The sequence below is a fragment of the Streptomyces milbemycinicus genome (genome assembly GCF_002154605.1).
In the GTDB taxonomy this organism is placed as follows: domain Bacteria; phylum Actinomycetota; class Actinomycetes; order Streptomycetales; family Streptomycetaceae; genus Streptomyces; species Streptomyces milbemycinicus.
Map to the genome: position 1 here is coordinate 1 of NZ_MUNE01000318.1, position 24,319 is coordinate 24,319.

The 24,319-nt window shown below is 68.3% G+C and carries 20 protein-coding genes; 8 read left to right on the forward strand and 12 right to left on the reverse strand.

Annotation, left to right across the window (positions count from 1 at the left end):
* Positions 1–133: 133 nt before the first annotated feature.
* Entirely contained in the window at positions 134–4,018 is a 3,885-nt protein-coding gene (locus CCN51_RS24830; protein ID WP_055413916.1) for a GH92 family glycosyl hydrolase, read from the forward strand.
* A 61-nt stretch (positions 4,019–4,079) separates the two neighbouring features.
* Here CCN51_RS24830 and CCN51_RS24835 read toward each other — a convergent pair whose 3' ends face one another.
* Positions 4,080–4,406 carry a hypothetical protein gene (locus CCN51_RS24835; RefSeq protein WP_014175730.1) on the reverse strand — a complete coding sequence of 109 codons (327 nt, stop codon included), beginning with the start codon at positions 4,404–4,406 and terminating at the stop codon, positions 4,080–4,082.
* A gap of 151 nt (positions 4,407–4,557) precedes the next feature.
* Between CCN51_RS24835 and CCN51_RS24840 the strand changes: the two genes are divergently transcribed.
* A complete protein-coding gene (locus CCN51_RS24840) occupies positions 4,558–5,418 on the forward strand; it encodes a DUF5753 domain-containing protein (protein WP_043486583.1) in 861 nt (286 codons plus the stop codon).
* A gap of 57 nt (positions 5,419–5,475) precedes the next feature.
* On the forward strand, positions 5,476–5,688 hold the full coding sequence (locus CCN51_RS24845) for a DUF397 domain-containing protein (RefSeq protein WP_014175733.1): 213 nt from the start codon (positions 5,476–5,478) through the stop codon (positions 5,686–5,688).
* A gap of 54 nt (positions 5,689–5,742) precedes the next feature.
* Here CCN51_RS24845 and CCN51_RS24850 read toward each other — a convergent pair whose 3' ends face one another.
* From CCN51_RS24850 to CCN51_RS24865, 4 genes are all read right to left on the reverse strand, one after another.
* Positions 5,743–6,021, reverse strand: a complete 279-nt coding sequence (locus tag CCN51_RS24850) for a hypothetical protein (RefSeq protein ID WP_055413917.1) — start codon at positions 6,019–6,021, stop codon at positions 5,743–5,745.
* 713 nt (positions 6,022–6,734) lie between these two features.
* On the reverse strand, positions 6,735–7,496 hold the full coding sequence (locus CCN51_RS24855) for a hypothetical protein (protein ID WP_238545355.1): 762 nt from the start codon (positions 7,494–7,496) through the stop codon (positions 6,735–6,737).
* Between the two features lie 107 nt (positions 7,497–7,603).
* A complete protein-coding gene (locus CCN51_RS59315; protein ID WP_086860104.1) occupies positions 7,604–12,304 on the reverse strand; it encodes a putative T7SS-secreted protein in 4,701 nt (1,566 codons plus the stop codon).
* On the reverse strand, positions 12,304–12,894 hold the full coding sequence (locus CCN51_RS24865; protein WP_014175736.1) for a hypothetical protein: 591 nt from the start codon (positions 12,892–12,894) through the stop codon (positions 12,304–12,306). The genes CCN51_RS59315 and CCN51_RS24865 overlap by 1 nt, the downstream gene beginning before the upstream one ends.
* A gap of 1,053 nt (positions 12,895–13,947) precedes the next feature.
* Between CCN51_RS24865 and CCN51_RS24870 the strand changes: the two genes are divergently transcribed.
* The 4 genes from CCN51_RS24870 (at position 13,948) to CCN51_RS55975 (ending at position 16,937) form a co-directional block, all read left to right on the forward strand.
* Entirely contained in the window at positions 13,948–14,433 is a 486-nt protein-coding gene (locus CCN51_RS24870) for a hypothetical protein (RefSeq protein ID WP_014175737.1), read from the forward strand.
* Between the two features lie 8 nt (positions 14,434–14,441).
* Positions 14,442–16,196, forward strand: a complete 1,755-nt coding sequence (locus CCN51_RS24875; protein ID WP_043489899.1) for an alpha/beta hydrolase — start codon at positions 14,442–14,444, stop codon at positions 16,194–16,196.
* 15 nt (positions 16,197–16,211) lie between these two features.
* Positions 16,212–16,700, forward strand: coding sequence for a hypothetical protein (locus CCN51_RS24880; RefSeq protein WP_014175739.1), 489 nt, complete (start codon positions 16,212–16,214; stop codon positions 16,698–16,700).
* Positions 16,701–16,772: 72 nt separating this feature from the next.
* Positions 16,773–16,937, forward strand: coding sequence for a hypothetical protein (locus CCN51_RS55975; RefSeq protein ID WP_014175740.1), 165 nt, complete (start codon positions 16,773–16,775; stop codon positions 16,935–16,937).
* Between the two features lie 7 nt (positions 16,938–16,944).
* Here the strand turns inward: CCN51_RS55975 and CCN51_RS24885 are convergent, their stop codons facing one another.
* A complete protein-coding gene (locus CCN51_RS24885) occupies positions 16,945–18,165 on the reverse strand; it encodes an MFS transporter (protein WP_014175741.1) in 1,221 nt (406 codons plus the stop codon).
* Positions 18,166–18,229: 64 nt separating this feature from the next.
* Between CCN51_RS24885 and CCN51_RS24890 the strand changes: the two genes are divergently transcribed.
* A complete protein-coding gene (locus tag CCN51_RS24890; RefSeq protein WP_014175742.1) occupies positions 18,230–18,655 on the forward strand; it encodes a MerR family transcriptional regulator in 426 nt (141 codons plus the stop codon).
* Positions 18,656–18,677: 22 nt separating this feature from the next.
* Here the strand turns inward: CCN51_RS24890 and CCN51_RS24895 are convergent, their stop codons facing one another.
* From CCN51_RS24895 to CCN51_RS24920, 6 genes are all read right to left on the reverse strand, one after another.
* Positions 18,678–20,156 carry an FAD/NAD(P)-dependent oxidoreductase gene (locus CCN51_RS24895; RefSeq protein WP_014175743.1) on the reverse strand — a complete coding sequence of 493 codons (1,479 nt, stop codon included), beginning with the start codon at positions 20,154–20,156 and terminating at the stop codon, positions 18,678–18,680.
* A complete protein-coding gene (locus tag CCN51_RS24900) occupies positions 20,140–20,466 on the reverse strand; it encodes a (2Fe-2S)-binding protein (RefSeq protein WP_014175744.1) in 327 nt (108 codons plus the stop codon). Before CCN51_RS24900 ends, CCN51_RS24895 begins: the two co-directional genes overlap by 17 nt.
* Positions 20,456–21,661 (reverse strand): NAD(P)/FAD-dependent oxidoreductase, encoded by a 1,206-nt coding sequence (locus CCN51_RS24905; RefSeq protein WP_014175745.1) that lies wholly within the window; start codon positions 21,659–21,661, stop codon positions 20,456–20,458. Before CCN51_RS24905 ends, CCN51_RS24900 begins: the two co-directional genes overlap by 11 nt.
* Positions 21,658–22,296: a GntR family transcriptional regulator gene (locus tag CCN51_RS24910; RefSeq protein WP_238545356.1), complete on the reverse strand. Its 639-nt coding sequence runs from the start codon at positions 22,294–22,296 to the stop codon at positions 21,658–21,660. Before CCN51_RS24910 ends, CCN51_RS24905 begins: the two co-directional genes overlap by 4 nt.
* Before the next feature lie 66 nt (positions 22,297–22,362).
* Positions 22,363–23,364, reverse strand: a complete 1,002-nt coding sequence (locus CCN51_RS24915) for a proline racemase family protein (protein ID WP_014175747.1) — start codon at positions 23,362–23,364, stop codon at positions 22,363–22,365.
* Positions 23,361–24,269 carry a dihydrodipicolinate synthase family protein gene (locus CCN51_RS24920; protein WP_014175748.1) on the reverse strand — a complete coding sequence of 303 codons (909 nt, stop codon included), beginning with the start codon at positions 24,267–24,269 and terminating at the stop codon, positions 23,361–23,363. The genes CCN51_RS24915 and CCN51_RS24920 overlap by 4 nt, the downstream gene beginning before the upstream one ends.
* Between the last annotated feature and the right edge of the window lie 50 nt (positions 24,270–24,319).

Consider the following 24,319-nt stretch of genomic DNA (forward strand, 5'->3'; position numbering starts at 1 on the left):
CGCCCACCCGGCCCGTTCGCTCACCCGGCTCCGAAATCCCCTACACATCCTTGACACCATCGGGGCGCAGCCTCCCTACTTAACTCTGCCCGACGCAACTGACAACGTTGTCTAGCTCGTGGAGAGGCGGAGCATGCGACTGAGACGCCCCAGCCCCAGACCATGGCACGCACCCCGACGAACGGCCGCCCTGGTGGCGGCCGTTGTGCTGACGCTGACGGCCCAGGGCGCGGCGGCCGCCGCCGCGCAGGCCGATCCCGCCGCCGCGTCCGCCAAGTCGTCCTCCAAATCATCCTTCGCGTCGTCCTTCGAATCGAACGACCCGCAACCCGACTGGCGCGACACGGTCGAGACCGGCCCCGACGGCGGGAAGAAGGCCTCCGGGGTCGACGGCGACTACAGCAGCGGTATCCCCGGCAATGTCACCGACAAGGTCAGCGCGGTCCGGGCCAACGGGGAGAACACCGGGGGCGGCGAGGTGAAGGAGAACGTCGCCGACGGCGACACCAGCACCAAGTGGCTGGTCTTCGAGAAGACCGCCTGGCTGGAGTTCGACCTCTGCGACCCGGCCAAGGCCGTCCGCTACGCCCTCACCTCCGCCAACGACGCCCCCGGCCGCGACCCCGCCGACTGGACCCTCAAGGGCTCCGCCGACGGCTCCGACTGGAAGACCCTCGACACCCGCGAGAACCAGTCCTTCGCCTCGCGCCACCAGACCCGCGAGTTCAGCTTCGACAACGAGACGGCGTACCGGCACTACCGGCTGGAGATCACCCGCAACGCCGGCGACGACATCGTGCAACTCGCCGAGCTGCAGCTCGCGACCGCCGACACCACCCCGCCCGCCGCCGCCGATATGCGCACCCACATCGACTGCGGCGGCGCCGTCGGCTCCCCCACCGCCAAGGCGAAAGCCGGCTTCACCGGCACCCGCGCCCTGCTGTACGCGGGCACCCACAAGCCGGACGGCCGGGCGTACTCGTACAACAAGATCTTCGACGTGAACACGGCCGTCACCCGCGACACCCTGTTCTCGTACCGGATCTTCCCCTCGATGCCGGAGACCGACCTCAACTATCCGGCCACCCACGTCTCCGTCGACCTCGCCTTCACCGACGGCACCTACCTGAGCGATTTGCCCGGCGCCGTCGACCAGCACGGCGCCCGGCTGAGTCCCCAGGGCCAGGCCGCCTCCAAGACGCTGTACGTCAACCAGTGGAACCACAAGGAGTCGCGCATCGGCGCGGTCGCGGCGGGCAAGACGATCGACCGCGTCCTGGTCGCGTACGACTCCCCCAAGGGCGCGGCGAAGTTCCGCGGCTGGGTCGACGACATCTCCATCGCCCCCAAGGCCCCCGAGAAGCGCCTCAAGCACCTCTCCGACTACGCGGTCACCACCCGCGGCACCAACTCCAGCGGCAGCTTCTCCCGCGGCAACAACTTCCCGGCCACCGCCGTCCCGAACGGCTTCAACTTCTGGACCCCGGTGACCAACGCGGGCACGGACAGCTGGCTGTACGAGTACGCCCGTGCCAACAACGCCGACAACCTCCCCACCGTCCAGGCCTTCAGCGCGAGCCATGAGCCGAGCCCCTGGATGGGTGACCGGCAGACGTTCCAGGTCATGCCCTCGATCGCGTCCGACGTACCCGACGCCGGGCGCACCGCCCGCGCCCTCCCCTTCCGCCACACCAACGAGACCGCCCGGCCGCACTACTACGGCGTGACCTTCGAGAACGGCCTCAAGACGGAGATAGCCCCCACCGACCACGCCGCGATCATGCGCTTCACCTACCCCGGCAACGATGCGAGTGTCATCTTCGACAACGTCACCGGGGACGGCGGGCTGACGCTGGACGCCGAGCACGGCGTCGTCAGCGGCTACTCCGACGTCAAGAGCGGCGGGAGCACGGGAGCGGGCCGCATGTTCGTGTACGGAGTCTTCGACGCACCCGTCAGCGCGGGCGGCAAGCTGTCCGGCGGGGCCGGGAAAGACGTCACCGGCTACTTCCGCTTCAAGCCCGGCGCGGACCGTACGGTCACGCTCCGGATCGCCACCTCCCTGATAAGCCTCGACCAGGCGAAGACGAACCTGGACCGCGAAATCCCGGCATCGGCTTCGTTCACGCAGGTCAAGGAGGTTGCGCAGACCGCCTGGGACGACATCCTGGGGAGGATCGAGGTCGAGGGCGCGACCCGCGACCAGCTCACCACCCTCTACTCCAGCCTCTACCGGCTGTACCTGTATCCCAATTCCGGTTTCGAGAACACGGGAACCGTAGGGAAGCCCCGATACCAATACGCCAGCGCGTTCTCCAAGCCGGCCGGCGAGAACACCCCGACCCACACCGGCGCCAAGATCGTCGAAGGCCAGGTCTACGTCAACAACGGCTTCTGGGACACCTACCGCACCACCTGGCCCGCGTACTCCCTGCTGACCCCGGCCCGGGCCGGGAAGATGGTCGACGGCTTCGTCCAGCAGTACAAGGACGGCGGCTGGATCTCCCGCTGGTCCTCCCCCGGCTACTCCGACCTGATGACCGGCACCAGTTCCGACGTCGCCTTCGCCGACGCCTACCTCAAGGGCGTCCACTTCGACGCCGAGGCCGCGTACGAGGCCGCCCTGAAGAACGCCACCACCGTCCCGCCCTCGTCGGGCGTCGGCCGCAAGGGCATGGACACGTCCATCTTCCTCGGCTACACCACGACCAAGACCCACGAGGGCCTGTCCTGGGCGCTGGAGGGCTACCTCAACGACTTCGGCCTCGCGAAGATGGGCAAGGCGCTCTACGAGAAGACCAAGAAGGCCCGCTACAAGGAGGAGTCCGAGTACTTCCTGCGCCGCGCCCAGAACTACGTCAAGCTCTTCGACGACAAGGCGGGCTTCTTCCAGGGCAAGGACGCGGACGGGCAGTGGCGCGTCGACTCCGACAAGTACGACCCCCGGGTCTGGGGCTACGACTACACCGAGACCAACGGCTGGGGCTACGCCTTCACCGCCCCCCAGGACAGCCGGGGCCTCGCCAACCTCTACGGCGGGCGTTCCGGCCTCGCGAAGAAGCTCGACACCTACTTCTCCACCCCGGAAACCGCCTCCCCCGACCTCGCCGGCTCCTACGGCGGCGTCATCCACGAGATGACCGAGGCCCGTGACGTCCGCATGGGCATGTACGGCCACAGCAACCAGGTCGCCCACCACGCGACATACATGTACGACGCGGCCGGCCAACCCTGGAAGACCCAGGAAAAGGTCCGCGAAGTCCTCTCCCGCCTCTACCTCGGCAGCGAAATCGGCCAGGGCTACCACGGCGACGAGGACAATGGCGAGCAGTCCGCGTGGTACGTCTTCAGCGCCCTGGGGTTCTATCCGCTGGTCATGGGCGGCTCCGAGTACGCGGTGGGCTCCCCCTTGTTCACCAAGGCCACGGTGCACCTGGAGAACGGCCGCGACCTGGTCATCAAGGCCCCGAAGAACAGCGCCCGGAATGTCTACATCCAGGGGTTGAGGGTGAACGGCAAGCCGTGGAACTCGACCGCTCTGCCGCATGACGTGCTCGCGCGGGGCGGGACGCTGGACTTCGACATGGGCGTTAGGCCCACCAAGTGGGGCACCGGGAAGGGCGCAGCGCCTATATCGATTACGACGGACGACAAGGTCCCGACGCCGCGCCACGATGTGACGGTGCCGCCGAGTGGAGGTTCGGCGCTGCTGGACGACACATCGGGGACGGAGGCGTCGTTCGAGTCCGTTGACCTTCCGGTGGCTGAGGCCTCGCGGGTGGTGCAGTACACGCTGACGTCGCCCGGGGATCGGTCGAAGGCCCCGTCGGGGTGGGTGCTGCAGGGTTCCGACGACGGCGAGAAGTGGACGGATGTGGACCTGCGCTCGGGCGAGTCCTTCACGTGGGACAAGCAGACGCGGGTCTTCTCGGTCAGCTCGCCGGGGTCGTATGAGCGGTACCGGCTGGTGCCGGACGGCGGCAAGGCGACGCTGGCGGAGGTGGAGCTGCTGGCGTAGTTGGTTTGCGCTCGGCACGGGCCGCGTCGTCCCTGCGGGGGTGGCGCGGCCCGTCGGCGTCTCAGGCCGCCTCGAAGCTGGGCGCGGAGGGTGCGGCGAACCAAAGCAGCCGGGCGGTGGTGTCGCTGTGACGCCCAAACCACCAGGTAGCGCGCTCAGCAGACTTGAGGCTCAACCGATACCGACCGTCCACGGTGACGACGTGGGCGCTCCCGTCGTCGTACGCCAGTCCCCAGGCGGCGATCCGCCCGTCGGGCTCGCCTGGTGCCACGTCGTACTGGACGGTGACGGCGAAGACGCGGGGGGCGTTGTTCAGGGCGAGCTCGCGGAGCTCTTTGTCGGCGTCATACGGGGCGGGTTGGGTGTTCTGCGGGGATACGGTGTCCATGGATGTCTCCTGTCACAAGGAGGAGTTGGAGTGGCCTGGCTCACAACATAACGCGCCACCTCTAACGGTTTACTCGACTCGCACCAAAAGCTTTACGAGTACCCTCTTGTGAGTGACCAAGAGGCCCATGAGCGGGCAAGAAAGAAGGACCATGCCGCCCAGCAACCCTCCAACCGTGCGACGACAGCGCCTGGGCGCGGAGCTGCGGAAGCTCCGCGAGCGCGCCGGGATGTCAGCGGCAGCAGCGGCAGGCCTCCTGGGCAGCAACCAGACCCAGATCAGCAACATCGAGGCGGGACGGCATGGGGTGAGCGCGGACCGGGTGCGGACACTGGCCTGCAACTACTCGTGCACGGACGAAGCGCTCATCGAGGCGCTGGTCGGCATGACAGGAGAGCGCGGACGCCAGTGGTGGGAGGAGTACCGAGGGATCCTGCCCGCCGGGCTACTCGACCTGGCTGAACTCGGCCACCACGCACTCGCCTTGCGCGTCTCGCCCGCCATCCACATTCCCGGCCTGCTCCAGACACCGGAACACGCCCGAGAGGTCTTCCGCCAGGTCGTCCCAGCCCTCCCACCACACGAGGTAGAGCATCGAGTGTCGCTCCGCACCAAACGACAAGAGGTCCTGCACCGGGACGGCCCAACACCACTCACCGCAGTCATCCACGAAGCCGCCTTGCGCATGAAGTTCGGCGGACCGGAGATCACGCGGATGCAGCTGCAGCATCTTTTGGAGATGAGCGAGCGGGACCACATCACGATCCGAGTCATCCCCTTCGACGCAGGAGTCCTTCCAGGCGCCGGGCAGGCCGTCTTCTACGCTGTTGGCCCCGCCCCACAACTGGATACAGTCCAATTGGACCAGTCACACGGTCCCGTATTCATCGACGCGGAAGCGCAGCTTCAGAAGTACCGGGCACTCTTGGACCGGCTGGAAGAGGTGTCTCTCAAGCAAGAAGAGTCACGTGGTTTTATCCACAACATCGTGCGAAGCCTCAGAAAGGCATAGAAGTTGCAGACCATCACCTGGCGAACATCGTCCTACTGCGGAGAAGGAGAGAGCTGCGTGAACGTCGCACGAATCGCCGCCGATTGGCAGAAGTCCTCCTACAGCCAAGAGGGCTCCAACTGCCTCAACGTCGCCGCCCCCACCCCCGACATCATCAAACTACGCGAGAGCGACGACCCCGACATCATCCTCACCGCCACCCCCGCCGCCCTCGGCGTCTTCATACGCGCCGCCAAGGCAGGCCAGTTCGACCACCTCACCGGTCACTAGAACCCGAAGACCTGCACACCTTCTCAACCCTGCCACCTCGCAGGACCGCCGTGTTCAGGAGAAGAGCATGGGAACACTCTGCTGCACGCAGACCTCAAGGACCGTTACGAGAGCCTTGGCGTCATCAAGAAGATCTTCATCAAGATCACCAAATTCGACATCGGACCAATTCGCCACGATCTCCTTGAGCCTCGGAAGCACTTGTGTACATTCAACTACCGAGAGCTGACCTCGGTCATGCGGATGATCGAGAAACGGCCTGAGCGGGCTTGCGAACTCGCTCCACGATCGGCCGCCCCCAAAGCCCTGCATGGCCTCAAGGTCGATGCCCACAGCCGCCGCAAGCTCCCTTCGAAACATATCGAAATCTGAGTACGACCAACTAGACTCAACATGGCCTGCGTTACCGCTGTCCGGATAGAGGGTCAATCCCATTATTCACCGAGAGCTTCGCCAATTGCTCTCGCCACGGATATTGGCGTCGCCTCATCGCATGGATCGTCCATACCGAGAAGCGGTAGCCCAAGGAGGATAACCACCTCGTTGCCAAACTCGCGCCTGATTGCCTCGAGGCTTCGAACGATTGCAAAATATGCAGGACTCATCGCCGCAAAGTCCTCGCGTACCGTAATCTCGTCACCTTTTCGCGTAACGGGAAGATGTGGGGGAATGGCTACCCACGAGGGAAATCCATCCCCCTTTCGTTCGGCAAGATCTGAGCCTGATTATGAGATGGCCGTCCACCGTAACGTTCGAACGCCCAGATGCCAGCCATCACGATGATATCGGCCTCCACCAACGTGGCCGATGATTCAATAACCTCCACATCATCCCGCGTCCGGAAAACATTCATCCACGATCCGGAAGTCTGGGGGGGTTGTCGTCGCGATGTAAATTTTCACGATTCACCAAGGAGCTGGCATCCAAGGCAACAATGCGCGAGAGCAACGAGCCCGACGTTATCCTCACCGCCACCCCCGCTCCTCGACGCCTTCATACGCACCGCCAAGGCCAGCCGATTCGCCCACCTCACCACGACGACAGCCTCATCCATGCTGATCACTGCCCCAGGAACGGGCCGCTTCGCTCATCTGCCGCACCTGGTCACCCGTCAGCCGTCGTACATCCCACAGGAGTTCTGCCAGGCCAACCAGTGCCGGCTCAGGCTTTCCGGTGGGAAGCTTGATGCCGGTCAAAGCAGCCAGGTCGTTTGCCGGGATTCCCAGTACCGTCCCGAATCCGGCCAGCAGCTCGGGAGTCAGCTCCTTACGGCCGTGTCCAACCGCCCCGATCGTGGACGCTGAGAGATAGAGGTCGGTCATCACGAGCAGCACCTTCGCCGACGCCGTCCAGTCGAGGTTCCGATTGCCGAGCAGGCGCACGAGAAGCGCCCCGAAGCTCGGGTCGTACTGCTGGTACGCCGGAAGCGTCGGAGCTGGATGCTCGCGTGCTTCATCCGGCAGCGACTGAGCAAGCCGGCGCAATCGCAGTCTGTGCTCGGGCGACAGAGCCGCCGCATGTGAGACGAGTTGGGGGATCCATGCCCTGGCTCCCGGGTCCAGGGGAAACAGGTCGTCTGGCAGCGGTACCTCTGCGATCTGGAAGAGGTCTGCCGTGTGCAGGCCGAGTGCGGGTGCGAGCCGACGCAGCAGTGTCGGGCTCGGCACCCCTCCTTCAGCGACCGCTAGCAACTCGGGTTCGGGAAGCTGGGCGCGCTGCGACAGGGTCTGCAGGTTTAGCCTCCGGCTCTCCATCAGCCCCGCCAATAGCACAGCGAAACCAGGCAGCCCGCTCTCGGTCGAACTCACTCCGCCGTCCTTCTTCCCTCATGGCCCCCGCAGGGCCGACTGTCCTTTACTACCGCTATGCAGGCCGACGCACTCTGCGACCGACGGCCAGAGTGCACGGATGCCCATCACCTATAGGAAGGAGGGATCCAAGGATCCCAGGCATCTGGAGCTGGTTCCAGTCTGTGTCGCGCGAAGGCTGCGCGTGCGATGTCCTCCAAAGACTTGGACCCCGGCAACTGAGCGGGCTGGTAATGACCTGAGAAATTGTCGAACCTGTTGATCACACCGTCGGCGTTGACATCGAATGTGCCGGCCATGAGAACGGGCTGTCTCTCTCCCAAGCTTGTATGCCCGGCATCTGGTGCGAGCCTCCACATGTCGTCGTCGTACATCGCGCGCAGCGAACCGTCTAGTTTGACCACATAGTGGTGTCCGCCTGGTTTAAGGGCTTCTCCAGGCTTGATCCCCGCGTCTGCGGGAAGTGCACCCTGCGGTGAGTCGTCCACGCCCGGACGACCGGGATGCCACACCTCGGATGACCCACCTCCACACCCCTCCTTGACACCACTGAGCCCCAGTGGGTCTACCCATCCAGTCGGGTTGTGGACGTAAGTGGTGGGGTTGGGTGCTGGGGTGAGTCCGAGGGGGTCGGGGGTGAGGTAGCGGGCGGTGGTGGGGTCGTAGTAGCGGTGGTGGTTGTAGTGGAGGCCGGTTTCCGGGTCGTAGTACTGGCCGGGGAAGCGGAGGGGCGTGTAGGTGGTGCTGTCTGCGGTCCAGGTGGTGGTGCCCCAGAGAGTGGCGCGGGTGCGCCAGGCGATGTCGCCCGTCTCCTCTACGAGTTCAGTAGGTGTACCGACGAGGTCGGTGACGATGGCGAAGAACCGCCGGTCAATCTCCTGCTGGGTAGTTACATCAGTGATGCGCTCGGTCTGCGCGAGGGGGTGGAGACCTCGATGATCCCAGGTGAGAGTGACCGGGTGGGGCAAGCCGGGTGTGGTGGTGGTCTGTTCGACGAGGGTTGCGCCTTCCCACGTGAAGTCCACCTGCTCGGCGACCGCGCCGTCGTCCGCTAAGCGTTGTTTGGCGGTGCGGCGGCCGAAGGGGTCGTAGAGGTAGCGCCACACCGCGCCATCGGGGGTGGTGACGGCGGTGAGGCGGTCTTCGGCGTCCCAGGCGTAGCGCCAGGTGTCGGGCTTCTTCGACAAGCGGGTCTTCTGACGGAGGGTAAGTCGACCCGCATCGTCGTGTTCATAGCGGATGTTGCCCGCGCGGGTGATCCGCGTGCCGACGTAGGCGCGAGTGCCTGTTGAATCCTGTGCGGGGTGGGCTGCGGGCCAGCTCGCGTGAGTCTGGTTGCCCGCTTCGTCATAGGCATACCTCTCGGTCCAGCCCTGCGCTCGGACCGTGGTAACGCGGCCTGCTGTGTCGAGATCGAAGGCGCGGCGGCCAGTGAGATGGTCATCGATCGTGGTGACATAGCCGTCGGCGCGGTAGGTGTACGCCCGGTGGCGAACAGGGTCGGGCGTGGGGCCGGTAAGTGTTTGCTCGGTAAGGCGACCCAAGGGGTCCCAAGTGTGGGTGAGGGTGAGTGCCTCGCCTATGTGGCGGGTGGTTTCGCGGCCCGCGGCGTCGTGGTCGAAGGCGACGGTGTGGCCGGAGGCCGTCAGGGTGGTGCGGTTGCCAGCAGCGTCGTAGGTGTAGGTGGTGGTGGCGCCAGTGGGGGTAGTGCGGCGGGTACGGCGGCCTAAGGCGTCGTAGGCGTGGGTCAGGACCCGGCCGTTCACCATCTCGGATTTGACCCGCCCCAGCCGGTCGCGCTGGTAAATCACCTCCGCCTCCGGGCTGGTGGCCTGGAGTAGGCGGCCTGCCGGGTCGTACGTGTAGCGGGTGACGCGGTCGTCCGCGGCTTTGCTGGCGATGCGGCCCGTTGCGTCGCGCTCGTAGTGGATCGTCTGGCCGAGCGGGTTGGTGTGAGTCGTGAGGCGGCCTGCCGCGTCGTGGGTGTAGGTGAGGGTGCGGTCGTCGAAGTCCGTTTCGGCGACCAGGCGTCCCGCTGGGTCGTAGTCGTACGACCAGGACAGGCCCTGGGGGTTGGTGACCTGCGTCAGGCGTAGGTGAGCGTCATGCGTGAATTCGTAGCGCACGCCGTCAGGGTTGGTGCGCGCGGCCAGCAGGTCGAAGTGGGTGTACTCGTACGAGGTCACCCGGCCCGCCGCGTCGACGCTCTTCGTGCAGTTGCCCTCGCCGTCGTACGTCCAGGTTTCCATTGTCCCGTCCGGGTTGGTCCGGGCGACGAGCTTGCCCTCCACCGTCCACCGCAGGTGCGTGGTGTGGCCCAGGGGGTCGGTGAGGATCACAGGGCGGCCGAAGGCGTCGCGCTGGTAGCGGGTGGTGGCGCCCGGCGGATCCATGATCTCGACTGGCAGGCCCGCCGCGTCACAACGCACACCTGTGGTCTGACCCAGCGCGTCAGTGATGGCGATCAAGTGACCCCGGTCGTCATAGGCGTACCGGGTGGCGTGGCCGGTCGGGTCCGTGACACTGGTGTGGTGGCCTGCTTCGTCGTACGCCTGGTTCCAGGTGACGCCGTCCGGGCCGGTAACGGAAGTCGGCAGACCCAGGGCGTTGTACGTGGCGGTGGACTCGTGGCCGTCCGGACCTGTGATCTTTGTGAGGTTTCCGGCCTCGTCGTAGGTGTAGGCGGTGGTGTGGCCCAGCGGGTCGGTGTGGGTCAGCGGGCGGTCGTGGCGGTCGTACGTGGCGCGGGTGGTGTGGCCGAGGGGGTTGGTCTCGGCAACCAGCTGGTACGCGTCGTTGAACAGGTAGCGGGTGGCATGGCCGTCAACCGTCGTGACGGTCGTGATCCGGTGGCCTGTGCCCTGGTCGATGCGGTCGTAGTCGAGACGCAGCGCTATGTGGCCCGCTTCCCCACCTTGGGCGATGCAGCGATCACGGTTGTCGTAGACGTAGTCGTAACGGCGCTCGTTGGTGTCGGTCCAGGAGATCACCCGGGACTCGTCGTCGTACTCGAACCTCAGGGGCAGCCCGCTGGAGTTGACGACCTCGGTGAGGTTGCCGTCGGCGTAGCCGTAGCGGATCAGTTCCTGGTCGGTGCCGTCGGCGGCTGCGCCTGCCAGGTGGAGGGCTGTGATCCGGCCGTCCTGAGTCGTCAGCTTCAGGTGGTAGCCGGCGGAGTGGACGATTGCGGTCGGTGTGCCGCCGGAGTCGTATTCGAAGGTGATGAAGTTGCCGGAGCGGTCCGATATCTGCTCCAGCCGCGCCGTCCCGTCGCCTCCGTCGCTCGGGCCGGTGAAGTGGCGGGTGTGGCCGCCGGCCGGGTCGGTGACGGTGTAGTCGCCGTGCTCGTTCCGGTCGAGCGGCCAGCGGGGACCTGTCTCGGGGAGCGTGGACAGGTCGGGTGCGGGGTGCGGATAGGACAGCAGCAGGCCGTCCTCGCTGACGAAAACGACGCCTTCGGCGTCGATCTCCAAGCGCTGGTCGACGGTGCTTGACCACGAGGACCCGAACCAGCGGCCCTCGGTGTAGCCGGATTCCACACGGCGGGTGAACACCAGCGGCAGCGCACCGGGCAGGGTCACATCCGTCTGCGGCAGGAACATCTTTCCCGTCGCCAGGTCGATGGGGTCCGTGCCGCCGGAACATTTCTTTTTGCGCGCGAAGGCTTTCTTCCCCCAATTGCGCAGCGAGTCGCGGACCCTGCCCCGCGGCCGCGCATATTTGCCCGCCGTGATCCCCTTGCGCGCCGCACCGATCCCCTTGGCCCCCAGCACTTCGCCGAAAACCCTGCCGGTGCCCTCGGCAGGGTCCTTGGCGAACCCGTCCAGCATCTGCTTGCCCGCGCCGTACGGGTCGCTGGCCACATTCACCAGGCCCGCCGCCGTGTTGTTCAAACCGGTCGCGTACTCGGCCGGGTGCGTGATGTTGTACGGGTCCAGCGGGTTAACGCTGCGCGCGAAGCCGACAACGCTGGCACCGCCCTTGATCACACCCGCCGTGAAGTGCGTGGCGTCCAGCTTCAAGCCGGTCAGGCCGTCCTCCGCCTGCTCGAAGTACGACGGCTTGGGCGGCGCCGCGTCCCGCGCCGCCTTGACCGCCGTACGGGCCGTATCAGCCGCCTCGTTGCGCTGGCGGCGGGCCTCGTCCAGCTTCTGCTGCGCGAGTTTGGCCTTGCCCGGGCCCGGGTCGTGGAACTTCCCCGGCTTGCAGGCGTCCTTGCCGTCCTCGACAGCCGCGTTGTACGCCACGACCTGCTCGTTGTAAGCCGACACCGCGTCCTTCGACGCCTTCTTCGCCGCCTTGTAGTCGTCGATGGCCTCCTGCGCCTGGAGCTGCGCCCACTCCACCGTGCCCGCGAACGTCTCCATCGCGAGCGCGGCCTTCTCACACGCGTCGGCGGCCTTGAACCACTTCTTCGGCTCGACCGCCACCTCCTCGCGGAACGCGTCCGCCGCCTTGCCCTTCCAGTGCGCCGAGTCCAGCCGCTTCAGACCGTCCCCGACGTCGTTGAACGCCTTCTTGAAATCCCGCAGATGGCCCGCCGTCGAGCGGATCTTGCCCGCACTGCCGTAGATCAGCTTCTTCGGGTCCTCGGTCTCGTCCAGCCGCATCTCGGCGACATCCGCGCCCAGTTCGTTCGCCACCGAGCGGGACTTGTCACGGACCCAGTCCGCCCCGTCCTCCAAGCCCACCTTGTCCAGGCCGTCGGCGACCTTGTTGCCGCCCCACTCGATGCCGTCCCCGATGACCTCGGTGCCCTTTTCGACCGCGTCATCGATGAAGTCCGGCGTCAGGTCGAGTCCGCCCATCAGCCCTCACCGCCAACCTGGTCGCCGCCCTGCTCAGCGGGCGGGACGGCGTAATGGGCGATACGGCTGGTGCCGCCTATCTTGTCGCCCGTGGCCTGCCAGGTGCCCTTGATCTCCTCGCTCGCCTTCTCGTACGACTCCTTGCTGTAGTCCGGGCGCCAGGTGTCCCCCGAGAACAGCTCGCCCCACTTCTTCTGGGTGACCTCCTCCTCGCTCAGATGCGGGTTCCCGGCCACCGAGTTCGCCACGACCTTGAACGTGCCGTCGATGTACTGGTCTTCCTCCCACTGCATCCCGGCCGCCAGGCCCACCTTCTTCGCCAGCTTGTTCGCGTCCTGGATCAGGCCGCGCACGCCCCACTCCCAGCGCTCACAGAAGTCCTCGAAGTCCTTGGCCAGCCCGTTGTGTCCCGCCTCCATCGACGTCAGCGACAACTCGTCGAACCCCGACCCCATCACCGCGTCCGTCGCCGACCCGATGTCCTTCAACTCGCTGATCGCCGCCCGCAACCCCTTGGTGATGTCCTGTAACGCCTCCTTGTCCAGCTTCAGGTCCGGCTCCTTGCCGCCACCGCCCCCACCGCCGCTCATCGGGCGCCCTCCCTGGGCAGGGCGACGCACAGGGCAGGTCTGAGCTCTGCTACACGCGTAGCGACTCCACAGCGGCTGCCCCGTCGTATCGCGATCTGCCCCAGCAGGCTCATCACGCCCCCTTGCCCTCCCTCGTCGAACCCCCGTGCTACGCAACGGTATTCGATTGGCAACGGAGTGTCACCGCCATTGGAGGGCGTGTCGCGGGTCAGTGCGGTGGTGAGTGCCCAACGCTTGATTGCGCTCCGGCTCAGCACCACTGGGCGGCATGCGGCTCTGGCGGGTGCGGGCATCGTCTCGCGCCTTCGGCGCAGGGCGGCCGGCAGCGGGGAGGAGGGCGGTGGGGCTGCCGCCGTCGCCATCAGGTGGCCTGACGGGCCGGTGGCTCGTGACTGGGTGGGTGGTGCGACGTGGCGGGAAGGGGCAGCGGCGCATTATCGGCTGGGCGCCCGCGAAGCGGGGCAGGGCGGTCCGATCAGGGCCTCCCTCCACCCCCTTGCAAAAAATCGTTTGATGGAGAGCAAGCGATTTTTTGCAAGGGGGTGGGGGGAGGGCTCCGCTCGGGCCGCCCAACGCATCGCGGCCCGCTGGGGACTTACCAACTGCCCCCATTGCAGCGGCGCCTTCCGCACCGCCTACGGCCTACCTCCCAAGGACTACCGGCAGCTGCGCCGAACCCAGCAGCAGGACACGCCTCGATGACGACCGGGCCGCAGCGGGGACCAGCCCCAGGGGGACGGTCCCCGGCAGGCCGGGGCTCACTGAGCGCCCGGCTCACGGGGCTGGCGCGGAGTACTAAGAGGAAGGCGCTGTCTGCTAACAATGCGGCGCCGGGAGGGGATCGGGAGGGGACCCGGTACGCCTCGCCGAGCCACGGTACGGTCACGTTGCGCCACGAACAGGCGGCGGAACGGCCGCTGTTGCAAACTCCGCACAAACCAGACCCCAGGATCTTCCCAGCCCGACTCTCGGTAAGTTCCCTTCCGTTATTGCGCTCTGTTACCTTCCTAGTTCTGCCATGAAGAACGTGGTACACGGGTGGAGGAAGGCAGTATGGGGGACACAGGACTGTCTGAGCGTTGGCAGGCGTTTTACGACGCGGCGGGCGGAACGGATAGCGGCGGCAAAGACGTCCAAACCAGGCTGGCCAGTGCGGACGGGGATAAAGGGGGCGGCAAGGGCGGATCCGACGGCGATCTGAAATCGTCGAAGGGGCCGTGGAATGCCGCGTCAAACGCCCTGGACGATCTGCGCCGGAATGCCACGACCGCGCTGGGCGACCTCAAACACGGCCAGGAGGGCGCGGGAGTCGCCAGCAAGGGCGTCGAGGGGCTGGAGAGTACGTCCATGCAGCAGCGGGTCTTCAACTCCTGGGAGGCCCGGCTGACGGTCGTACGCGACGAATGCGGCGAACTCATGGGGAAGCTGCAGAAGGCGGGCAAGGACCTCGGTAATCAGGACGACGCGATAGAGGCTCTGTTCAAGGCGCAGGATACGAGGCCCATACCCCCGCCGGGCGGCCCGTCGGGGAGCTGGTGACCCGCGTCATGGTGACTTTCGCGCAGTTGAAGGCGGTCGACCCCGCTCAGTTCGAGCAGGCGGCGGACGGCTGGCACAAGGTGAGCAGCAGTGCCAGTGCGGCCAAGGACCGGCTGGACAATGAGATCAACGCGAAGCTTCGCGGGGGCCTGAAGGGCCAGGGGGTTGGTGCGGCGCTGGGCCGGCTGGAGCGGCTGAGCGAGAACTTCCACTACATGCAGGTGGAGTGCTCGCTGATCCTGACGGCGTTGAACGGGCTGGCCGCGGAGTTGCGGGCGGCGAAGAAGAAACTGGACAACGCCGTCCAGGACGCGCGGGACGCGGGGATGACCGTCAAGGAAGACGGTTCGGTGGAGTACAAGCCCCCGCTGGTGCTGCTGCCCGGCCAGGAGTACGAGCCGGCCGGCAACGGCCGCACCCCGTTCGTCGCCACGACGCCGAAGCAGCAGGCCCAGGGGTTCGCCGACCGGATCGGCGACGCGCTCAAGGACGCGACCGAGGCTGACGGCAAGTACGCCAAGACGCTGGGCAAGCTGATCACGGTGGCCGATCTGTCGGTCACCAAGGAGGACTGGACCGACGCGGACAAGGACCGGGGCGACGTCAAGAAGACGGTCGGCGACTATCTGCGCGATATCCCCAAGGACAAGTCCCCGAAGGACAACGCCGCCTGGTGGAAGAGCCTCAGCAAAGAGGAGCAGGCGGAATACATCTCCCTCTACCCCGCGAGCCTGGGCAAGCTGGACGGCCTTCCCGCCGAGGACCGTGACGAGGCCAACCGCGTCTGGTTCAACGAGCAGCGGGCCAAGTACCAGACCGAGCTGGACAATCCGCCGGCCGAGCCGAAGCCGAAGTACATCCTGGCCGGACGGTCCATGGTCCTCAATCCGGAGTGGACCAAGTGGGACAACCATATTAAGCATGTGAAGTCCTCCCTCAACGGTATGAAGCGCATTCAGATGCGTTTCGACGACACAGGGAAGGTCGACGCCTTCGACAACACCCGGCCCTCCGGTTACAAGCCGACCGGCGACGGGCTGCCGCCCGCATTTCTGCTGGATTTCGACCCCGAGAAGAACGGGCGCGCGATCATCGCCAACGGCGACCCTGACAAGGCCGATCACACCGCCGTGATGGTCGGCGGCACCAACGGCACGCTCGGCGGCATCAACAAACCCGTCATCGCGGGCACCAACCTCTGGCAGGCAGCCAGCGCGATGCCGGGTGAGCCCAAGGTGTCGACCATCACCTGGCACGGTTACGACGCTCCGCAGAACTTTTTCCCGGAAGCCATGAAGGACAAATACGCGGACAAAGCGGGGCCGGATCTCAATCAATTCCTGTCGGGGCTGCGCACCGCCCATGACCCGTCGGCAGGCGACCACCTGTCGGTGCAGGCGCAGAGCTACGGCACCGTGGTCGTGGGCTCCGCCGCCCGCCAGGGCGATCTGCCGGCGGACGATGTGATGCTCAGCGGCAGTCCCGGCGTCCAGGTGGGGCGGGCCAAGGATCTGGACGTGCCCTCAGGGCATGTGTGGAACCAGAAGGCAGAGGGTGACTGGGTGCCCAAGTGGGGGGCGCCCACTCATGGCCACCATGAGGGTCTGACGCAGTTCATCACCCCCAGCGACGCCGTCTTCGGCGCCAACCAGATGTCCACCGACACCCATGGGCACGGAAACTACTGGCTGGCCGGTTCGGAGAGCCTGGAGAACCAGGCGAGAGTCGTGGTGGGACGCTACGACGAGGTCCAGTTGAAGTAGCGGGGGTAATTTTCGATGTCCGACTCCGATGACCTCGGTCTCGGCTACACGCCCGAGGTGCGGGAGGTCCCCGCGCTGCGGGAGGAGGCCAGGCGGCTCTCCAGTGAGCTGTACGACCTGCTGCGGGTGAAGGGGAAGACGACCGCGCCCGGCCCAGTCGCGGACGTGTGCGGCGACTTGGACCCCGAGACGTTCTATGTCATCCGCCATCTGTGGTCGCTGTACGGCCTGCCGGCCGGGGATCTCGAGGCCGGCTGGCAGGGGCTCAAGGAGGACCTTCCCCGGCACGGCTGGGAGATCGTCCACGAGGGGCGGGAGTCGACCGTCGCCCAGTCCCCGTTCCTGATGGCCGACTCCACCCAGAAGAAGTTCACCCTGAAGGCCACCTTGCTGATCCCGACCGCACGGGACGCCGAGCGGAGCGGTGCGGAGCCCGGGATCATGTTCCATCTCGTCTCCGCCTGCTTCCGGGTCCCCGACGGCACCACGGTGGACGAGTACTGAGCCCTCACAGGGCACACACGCTCCCGGTCGCCCGGTGACCGGGGCCGCCAACCCCGTGGCGCATCGGGCATCATGGACGCCTCCGACGGCCGTCGGCGCGGCTGGATCCAGGTCCACGTCCACCCCGACGCGCTGCGACGCCTCGGGCTCCATCCCGACCAGCCGACCGCGGCGGTCGTGGGACCGTCCCCGCCCGGCTGGTGGCATGCCGTCGCGGAGCGCCACGCCCAGATGTAGGCACCCCTCACGTCGTACGCGGCCGCTCCGCGGGGAAGCCGTGCGCACGGGCGGCGATCACCACGGCCAGTACGGGCGCCAGGAGCGCCAGGACGCTCCAGGGGAAGGCATCGGGGCCGAGGCGGTCGAGGAGGATGCCGCCGACGACTCCGCCGCCGGCCATGGCCGCGTTCCACAGGGTGACGAGCATGGCCTGCGCGGAGTCCGCCGCGTCGCCTCCCGCGTCGGCCACGGCGGTCTGCAGCAGCGTGGGAACGCCTCCCCAGCCCAGGCCCCACAGCGCCGCCGCGAGGTAGACCAGGGCGCGGCTGTCGGCCGGGATCGCGAGGACGGCGGCCGCGGCGGCGAACAGGACCGTGGCGGCGATGGTCAGTGCCCGCAGCCGGCGGTCGATGCGGGCGCCCACGATCCAGATGCTCGCCACGGAGGCGGCGCCGAAGACCAGCAGGACGAGGTCGGTGGAGCCGCCCATGCCGAGCACGTCGAGGTAGGTGGCGATGTAGGTGTAGAGGATGGTGTGGGCCAGCACGTACACCAGCGTGACGAACAGGACCGGCGCCACTCCGGGGACGGTCAGGGCCCGCAGGATCGAGGGGCGGCCGTCCCGCCGCTGCCCGGGGTAGTCGGGGACCAGCGCGGCGATCCACCCGATCAGAACGGCTGCGAGCACGGTGATGAGGGTGAACGTCACCCGCCAGCCCAGCACTTCGCCGAGGAAGGTGCCCGCGGGCACCCCCAGCGACAGGGCGATCGGTATGCCGGTCATCACGACGGCGACCGCCTTGCCCTGCAGCGCCACGGGCGCCATACGGCGGGCGTATCCGGCCAGCAGTGCCCAGGCCAGGCCGGCGGCGACCCCGGCGACGAACCGGGCGGCCATGGTCAGGGGGTAGCTCGTCGAGGCCGCGGTGACCGTGTTGGCGACGGCGAAGCCCCCCATGGCCGTCAGCAGCAGCCGCTTACGGCGCCATCCCGCCGTGGCCGCGGACAGGGGGATCGCGGTGAGTGCGGTCCCGATGGCGTAGATCGTCACCGACTGCCCCATCGCGGATTCGCCGACGCCCAGGTCGTTGCCCATCGCGGGCAGCACGCCCGCGGGCAGTGTCTCGGTCAGGCTGGTGATGAAGACGGCGGTGGCCAGCGCCAGCAGCGCGGGCAGGGGGAGTTTCGGGTTCTGGTCCTCGGTTCCGGTGCGGGAACCGGCTTGTGGTGTGGTGTCGTTGCGCACGCCGCGTATGCTCGAACCATCACATTGATGTGAAGGTCAAGCGAGTGTGTATGAGGTGGAGCACATGCGCATCGGAGAGCTGTCGGAGCGCACCGGCACCCCCCGCCGGTTGCTGCGCTACTACGAGGAGCAGGGGCTCATCGCCGCGGACCGCTGCCCGAACGGCTACCGCGACTACGACGAGCGCTTCGTGGACCGGATCCTGCAGATCAGAGGGTTGCTCGACGCCGGGCTGCCGACCCGGATCATCAAACAGATCCTCCCCTGTCTCGACAAGCCCCGGATCATCCACTTCTCGGACGCGACACCGGAGATGATCGCCACGCTGGAGCACGAACGCGACCGGATGACCGAGCGCATCGGCTGTCTGGTGCGCAACCGGGACGCCATCGCGGAGTACCTGGAGACCGTGCTCAGCAACGACCGCGCGCGGGCCGCCGCCGCCCGCCAGGCGTCGGCCGGGGCATCTGCCGGGGCGTCAGAGGGCTGACGCCCGCGTCAGGACTCCTCGGTCAGGACTCCTCGCCCAGGGCCGCGATTTCGCCGAGCGTCACCGGTGTGGCCAGCGGTCGGCGGGCCAGCGGAAGGAGATCGTCCGCGCTGGGTGTGCTGGGTGATCCGCCCGTGAGCGCCGCCGCCACCTGGGCGGTCGCGAAGCCGCACACCCGGCCCTGGCACATCCCCATACCGGGCCGGGCCAGCATCTTCAGTGTCCGTGGGTCCTTCGCGCCGAGTTCGCGGGCCGCGTGGCACAGATCGCCGTACGTCACCTCCTCGCAGCGGCAGATGAGCGTGGACCCGTCGAGCCAGTCGGTCCAGCCCGGCGGTACCGGAGTGGCGGTGTGCAGGGCGGCGGCGAAGCGCCGGCCCCTGCGGATGGCGCGCTGCAGCCGGCGCATCCGGCCCTCGTCGATGGTCCGTCCCAGGTCGCCTGCCGCGGCAAGCCCGCTCAGCCGCCCCTCGCGGACGGCGAGCGCCGCGCCGCCGACCCCGGTGGCCTCCCCTGCCAGATAGACACCAGGGCCTCCGGGCACATCGGCCCGCTGCCGTGCGTCGACCACGGCGACCAGCGAGCCGTCGGTGTCCAGCCGGGTGCGCGCGCCGACCATCAGCGGCAGTTCGAGCGACGGGGTGAACCCCCAGCCCAGCGCGACGAGATCGGCGTCCACCTCGATCCGCACACCGCTTCGCGGGCGTCCGTCGCGGTCCAGCGGCGCGATGCGGACGGACCGCACCCGGTCCTCGCCGCGGATCTCGGTGACCACTGTCCTGGTGCGGTACGGGATGCCGTGCCGGGCGAGGAGCGCGGCGTACTGGGCGCCCTCGACCGCCTTGGCCGGTTCCCGTAGCGCGCCGCCCGGGTCGCGCAGCCAGCCGCGGAGCGGATTGGCCTCGCAGACCATGACGATCTCGGCGCCCGCCGCGGCGAGGCCGGTGGCCACCGGCAGCAGGAAGGGTCCCGTCCCCGCCACCACGGCCCGCCGCCCGGCGAGGGTGCCGCTCCCCTTGAGCAGGGCCTGTACCCCGCCGGCCGCCATGACGCCGGGCAGATCCCAGCCGGGCACCGGGAGTTGGCGATCGTACGCACCCGGGCAGAGGATCAGCGAACGCGCGGTCAGCGTCCTGGTCCCGGGTCCGCGGCCGTCGTGTGTGGGCCGCAGGTGGAGGGTGAACCGGTCGGCGTCGCGGGCGATGAGCCACACCTGGTGTCCGAAGAACGTACGGGTCCCCGTACGGACCAGGCCCGCGCGCAGGGCGGCGAACGTACGGCGGCCGTGCTGACCCGCGAGAGGTCCCTCGTCGTGCGGACCGTGCCGCCAGTACTGGCCGCCTGGCCGCTCGCCGGCGTCCACCAGGGCCACGGTCAGCCCGGCCGTCGCCGCCTCGACCGCGGCGGCCATCCCCGCCGGACCGGCGCCGACCACCGCCACATCGGCAACCGCCACGTCCGCCACGGCCACATCGGCCGTTACATCAGCGTTCCCGCGCATCGGTGTCCCTCCCCGTACGTCCGGACTCCAGCCGCATACCGTCGGCCGCGGGCACCAGACAGGCCCGCTGGTCGGGGCGGCCGTCGACGGTGATCAGGCAGTCGTAACAGACGCCGATCCCGCAGAACAGCCCGCGCGGCCTGCCCTCGCCACGGGTGGTGCGCCAGGCGACCACCCCGGCCTCGACCAGCGCCGCCCCGACGCTCTGGCCCGGCCGGGCGTGGATGGTCCGCCCGTCGAAGGACAGGTCGAAGGGCTGCGGGAAGGGCGGGTTGCCGGGGGCCGTCTCGGGAGGCATCTCAGGGGGCATCGGGGTTCACCTCGTCGCCGGGCAGGGCTTGTTCGAATCGTTCGGGCGCGAAGGGGGTCAGGTCCAGGCCGGTCGGGCGGTCCGTCAGCGCCTGCGCGAGCAGCTTGCCGGTCCCCACGGACAGGCCCACTCCGGCGCCCTCGTGGCCGCAGGCGTGCCAGAGCCCCGGGGCCCGCGGGTCGGGGCCGATCACCGGCAGGTGGTCGGGGCAGTACGGCCGGAAGCCCAGATAGCTGCGGATGGCCTGGACGGAGGCCAGGAAGGGGAAGAGCGCGATCGCGTTGCGGGCCAGTGCGGCAAGGAGGGGCGGCGGGACCTCGCGGTCGAAGCCGACCCGTTCCCGGGACGAGCCGATCAGAATGGTGCCCGCGCGGGTGCCCTCGACGACGGGTGAGGTCTGCAGCGCCGCGTCCGAACTGGCCACGTCGCCCACGTACTCCGCCGCGTACACCTTGTGCCGGACCATGACCGGCAGCGGCTGGGTGACCAGGACGCATCCCCTCCGCGGCAGCACCGGCACCCGCACCCCGGCCAGTTCGGCGACCACGCCGGCCCAGGTGCCCCCGGCGTTGAGCACGGCGGGGGCGCTGAGCGGGCCGCGGCTGGTGCGGACCCCGGTGATCCGCTCGCCGGTCCGGAGGAACCCGGTGACCTCGGTGTCCGTCCGCACCCGGGCGCCGGCCTGCCGCGCCATACGGAGCAGATGCGCCACCACCAGCATCGGCTGGACCTGTGCGTCCTGCGGGTAGAAGGCGCCGGAGACCAGCTCGGGCGACAGGTGGGGCTCGTAGTCCGGCAGCTCGTCCTTCGGTACGTCGACGGCCTCGATCCCTTGGGCGCGCTGCTCCAGGACAAGCTTGGCGAGCGCGTCCGCGCCGCCCGGGGTGGCGGCCACCACCAGGCCGCCCTTGGCCTCGAACTCCCAAAGACCCGCGTGTTCGGCCAGGTCCTCGCGCCAGACCCGCTGGGAGAACAGGGCCAGGTCGAGTTCGGGTCCGGCCTCCTTGTCGGAGACCAGCAGATTGCCCTCGCCGGCGCTGGACGTACCGCCGGCGAGCGGGCCACGGTCGACGACGGTGACGCGGAGCCCGGCGCGCGCCGCGAAGTACGCGGCGGCCGCGCCGACCACCCCGGCCCCGATCACCACCAGATCCGTGGTCTCGGCGCGCGGCGAGTGCCCGGTCGGCCCCGTCATGTGCCGCCCGCCCAGATGCCCCGTACGTGTCCGATGTGGCGGTGCATGAACAGCTCGGCCGCCTCGGCGTTCCTGGACTCGACGAAGTCCAGCAGCTGGTGGTGTTCCGCCGCGGACTCCACCAGGGTGCCCTTGCTGACCAGGGGCGCCAGCCCCAGCAGCCGGGTCTGGGCCCGGAGGCTGGACACCACGTCCAGCAGCCGCCGGTTGCCGCCGTGCGCCAGCAGGGCGAGGTGGAAGACCCGGTCGGCCTCGACATAGCCGATGAGGTCGCCCTTCTCGGCGGCCTCCACGATCCGCTGGGCCAGCTCCCGCAGCGCGGGGAACGCCTCCGCGGGGACCAGCGGCACCACGGCCCGTACCGAGGGCGGCTCCACCAGCAGCCGCACCGCCGTCACCTCGTCCAGGTCCTGCTCGGAGACCTCGGTGATGAGGAAGCCCTTGTTGGGCTGCGCCACCACCAGCTCCTCCTTGACCAGATCGATCATCGCCTCGCGCACCGGGGTGGAGGACACCCCGAACTTGGCGGCCAGCGTCGGCGCGGAGTACACCGTGCCGGGTGTCAGCTCCCCGGAGATGATCGCGGCGCGCAGGGCGTTTCGCACCCGGTCACGGAGGATTTCACGCTTTCCCACGGTGCGGAGGTGCGTCGTCGACTTCTCCGTGACCGGCCGTTCGCCGTCCAACTGGGTTGCCTCTTTCTAAAGCAGGAATCCGGCCGGAAAGGGGTCGTCCGGATCCAGGGTGAACTGGGCGGTGCCGGTGACCCATGCCCGCCCGGTGATGGTGGGCACCACGGCGGGTCGTCCGGCCACCTCAGTCTCCTCGATCAGCCGCCCGATGAAGTGCGTGCCGATGAAGGACTCGTTCACGAACTCCGCCCCCAGGGCCAGTTCGCCCCGGGCGTGGAGCTGCGCCATACGGGCGCTGGTGCCGGTGCCGCACGGCGAGCGGTCGAACCAGCCGGGGTGGATACCCATGGCGTGCCGGGAGTGGGCTGCGGTCGAGCCGGGTGCCTTGAGGTAGACGTGGTGACAGCCGCGGATGTCGGGGCGCTCGGGGTGGACCGGTTCGTCCTGTTCGTTGATGGCGGCCATGATCCCCATGCTGGCCGCCAGCAGTTCGGCCCCGGCCCGCCGGTCGAACGGCAGGCCCAGCTCCGCCAGCTCGACGATGGCGTAGAAGTTGCCGCCGAACGCCATGTCGTAGCGGACCTTGCCGAGGCCGGGCACATCGACCGTGCGGTCCAGGGCGTGGGCGAAGGAGACGACGTTGCGCAGGGTCACCGAGCGCGCACGGCCGTCCTCCACCGCCACCTCGGCCGTCACCGGCCCGGCCGGGGTGTCCAGACGGATGACGGTGACCGGTTCGCGCACCTCCACCATGCCGGTTTCCACCAGCACGGTGGCGACTCCGATGGTGCCGTGGCCGCACATCGGCAGCAGGCCGCTGACCTCGATGAACAACACGCCCCAGTCGGCCTCGGGGGTGGTCGGCGGCTGCAGGATGGCGCCGCTCATCGCCGAGTGGCCGCGCGGCTCGTACATCAGCAGGGTGCGTACGTCGTCGCGGTTGGCCATGAACCACGAGCGGCGCTCGGCCATGGTGTCCCCCGGGATGACACCGACGCCGCCGACCACGACCCGGGTGGGCATGCCCTCCGTATGGGATTCGACGGTGTGGAAGACGCGGCTGGATCTCACTTGTATCCCTTGGCGACAGCGGCTTCGGTGTCCCGGACGACCCGCTCGGCGATCTCGGGCGGGAGCGGGGTGCGCGGCGGGCGGCAGGGGCCGCCGCGCAACCCGACGACATCCATGGACAGCTTGATGGACTGGACGAACTCGGTCTTGGAGTCCCAGCGCAGCAGCGGGTGCAGATCGCGGTAGAGCGGCAGGGCCTTGGCGATGTCGGCGGGTTCACCGGAGGTGGCGAGCCGGTAGAGCTCCACGCAGCTCTCCGGGAGAACGCCCGGGTAGCCGGCGATCCAGCCGACCGCCCCGGCCAGGCCCAGTTCGAGCAGGACGTCGTCGGCGCCGATGATCAGGTCGAGGCCGGGGGCGAGTTCGGCCAGCTCATAGGCGCGGCGGACGTCTCCGCTGAACTCCTTGACGGCGACGATCAGGCCCTCGCCGTGCAGTTCGGCCAGCAGGTCGGGGGTGAGATCGACCCTGGTGTCGTGGGGGTTGTTGTAGGCGACGACCGGAAGGCCGACCGTGGCGACCTCGCGGTAGTGCGCCAGCACGCCCTCGCGGTCGGCGCGGTAGGTGTTGGGCGGCAGCAGCAGCACCGAGTCGGCGCCCGCCTCGGCCGCCTGCTCGGTCCACCGGCGGGCCTCCAGCGCACCGTACGCGGACACGCCGGGCATCACGGTGTGGCCCTCGGGGGACGCCTCGACGGCGGTGCGCACCATACGGGCGCGTTCCTCGTCGGTCAGGGTCTGGTACTCGCCGAGGGAGCCGTTGGGGCAGACGCCGTCGCAGCCGCCCTCGGTGAGGAAGCGGACGTGTTCCGCGTAGGCGTCGTAGTCGACGGAGAGGTCGCTGCGCAGCGGCAGCGGTGTCGCGACATGAACACCGCGCCAGGGGGTGTCGGGGCCAGCAGTCATGGATCCTCCTTCGGAACAGTGCAATGTTACATGCCACTGTAGTGGATACT

Coding starts and splice junctions, on each gene's coding strand:
- CCN51_RS24835 (WP_014175730.1), bottom strand. CDS start 4,406: ATGGACACCGTATCCCCGCAGAACACCCAACCCGCCCCGTATGACGCC.
- CCN51_RS59315 (WP_086860104.1), bottom strand. CDS start 12,304: ATGGGCGGACTCGACCTGACGCCGGACTTCATCGATGACGCGGTCGAA.
- CCN51_RS24830 (WP_055413916.1), top strand. CDS start 134: ATGCGACTGAGACGCCCCAGCCCCAGACCATGGCACGCACCCCGACGA.
- CCN51_RS24840 (WP_043486583.1), top strand. CDS start 4,558: ATGCCGCCCAGCAACCCTCCAACCGTGCGACGACAGCGCCTGGGCGCG.
- CCN51_RS24895 (WP_014175743.1), bottom strand. CDS start 20,156: ATGCGCGGGAACGCTGATGTAACGGCCGATGTGGCCGTGGCGGACGTG.
- CCN51_RS24905 (WP_014175745.1), bottom strand. CDS start 21,661: ATGACGGGGCCGACCGGGCACTCGCCGCGCGCCGAGACCACGGATCTG.
- CCN51_RS24920 (WP_014175748.1), bottom strand. CDS start 24,269: ATGACTGCTGGCCCCGACACCCCCTGGCGCGGTGTTCATGTCGCGACA.
- CCN51_RS24880 (WP_014175739.1), top strand. CDS start 16,212: ATGTCCGACTCCGATGACCTCGGTCTCGGCTACACGCCCGAGGTGCGG.
- CCN51_RS24900 (WP_014175744.1), bottom strand. CDS start 20,466: ATGCCCCCTGAGATGCCTCCCGAGACGGCCCCCGGCAACCCGCCCTTC.
- CCN51_RS55975 (WP_014175740.1), top strand. CDS start 16,773: ATGGACGCCTCCGACGGCCGTCGGCGCGGCTGGATCCAGGTCCACGTC.
- CCN51_RS24870 (WP_014175737.1), top strand. CDS start 13,948: ATGGGGGACACAGGACTGTCTGAGCGTTGGCAGGCGTTTTACGACGCG.
- CCN51_RS24890 (WP_014175742.1), top strand. CDS start 18,230: ATGCGCATCGGAGAGCTGTCGGAGCGCACCGGCACCCCCCGCCGGTTG.
- CCN51_RS24875 (WP_043489899.1), top strand. CDS start 14,442: ATGGTGACTTTCGCGCAGTTGAAGGCGGTCGACCCCGCTCAGTTCGAG.
- CCN51_RS24865 (WP_014175736.1), bottom strand. CDS start 12,894: ATGAGCGGCGGTGGGGGCGGTGGCGGCAAGGAGCCGGACCTGAAGCTG.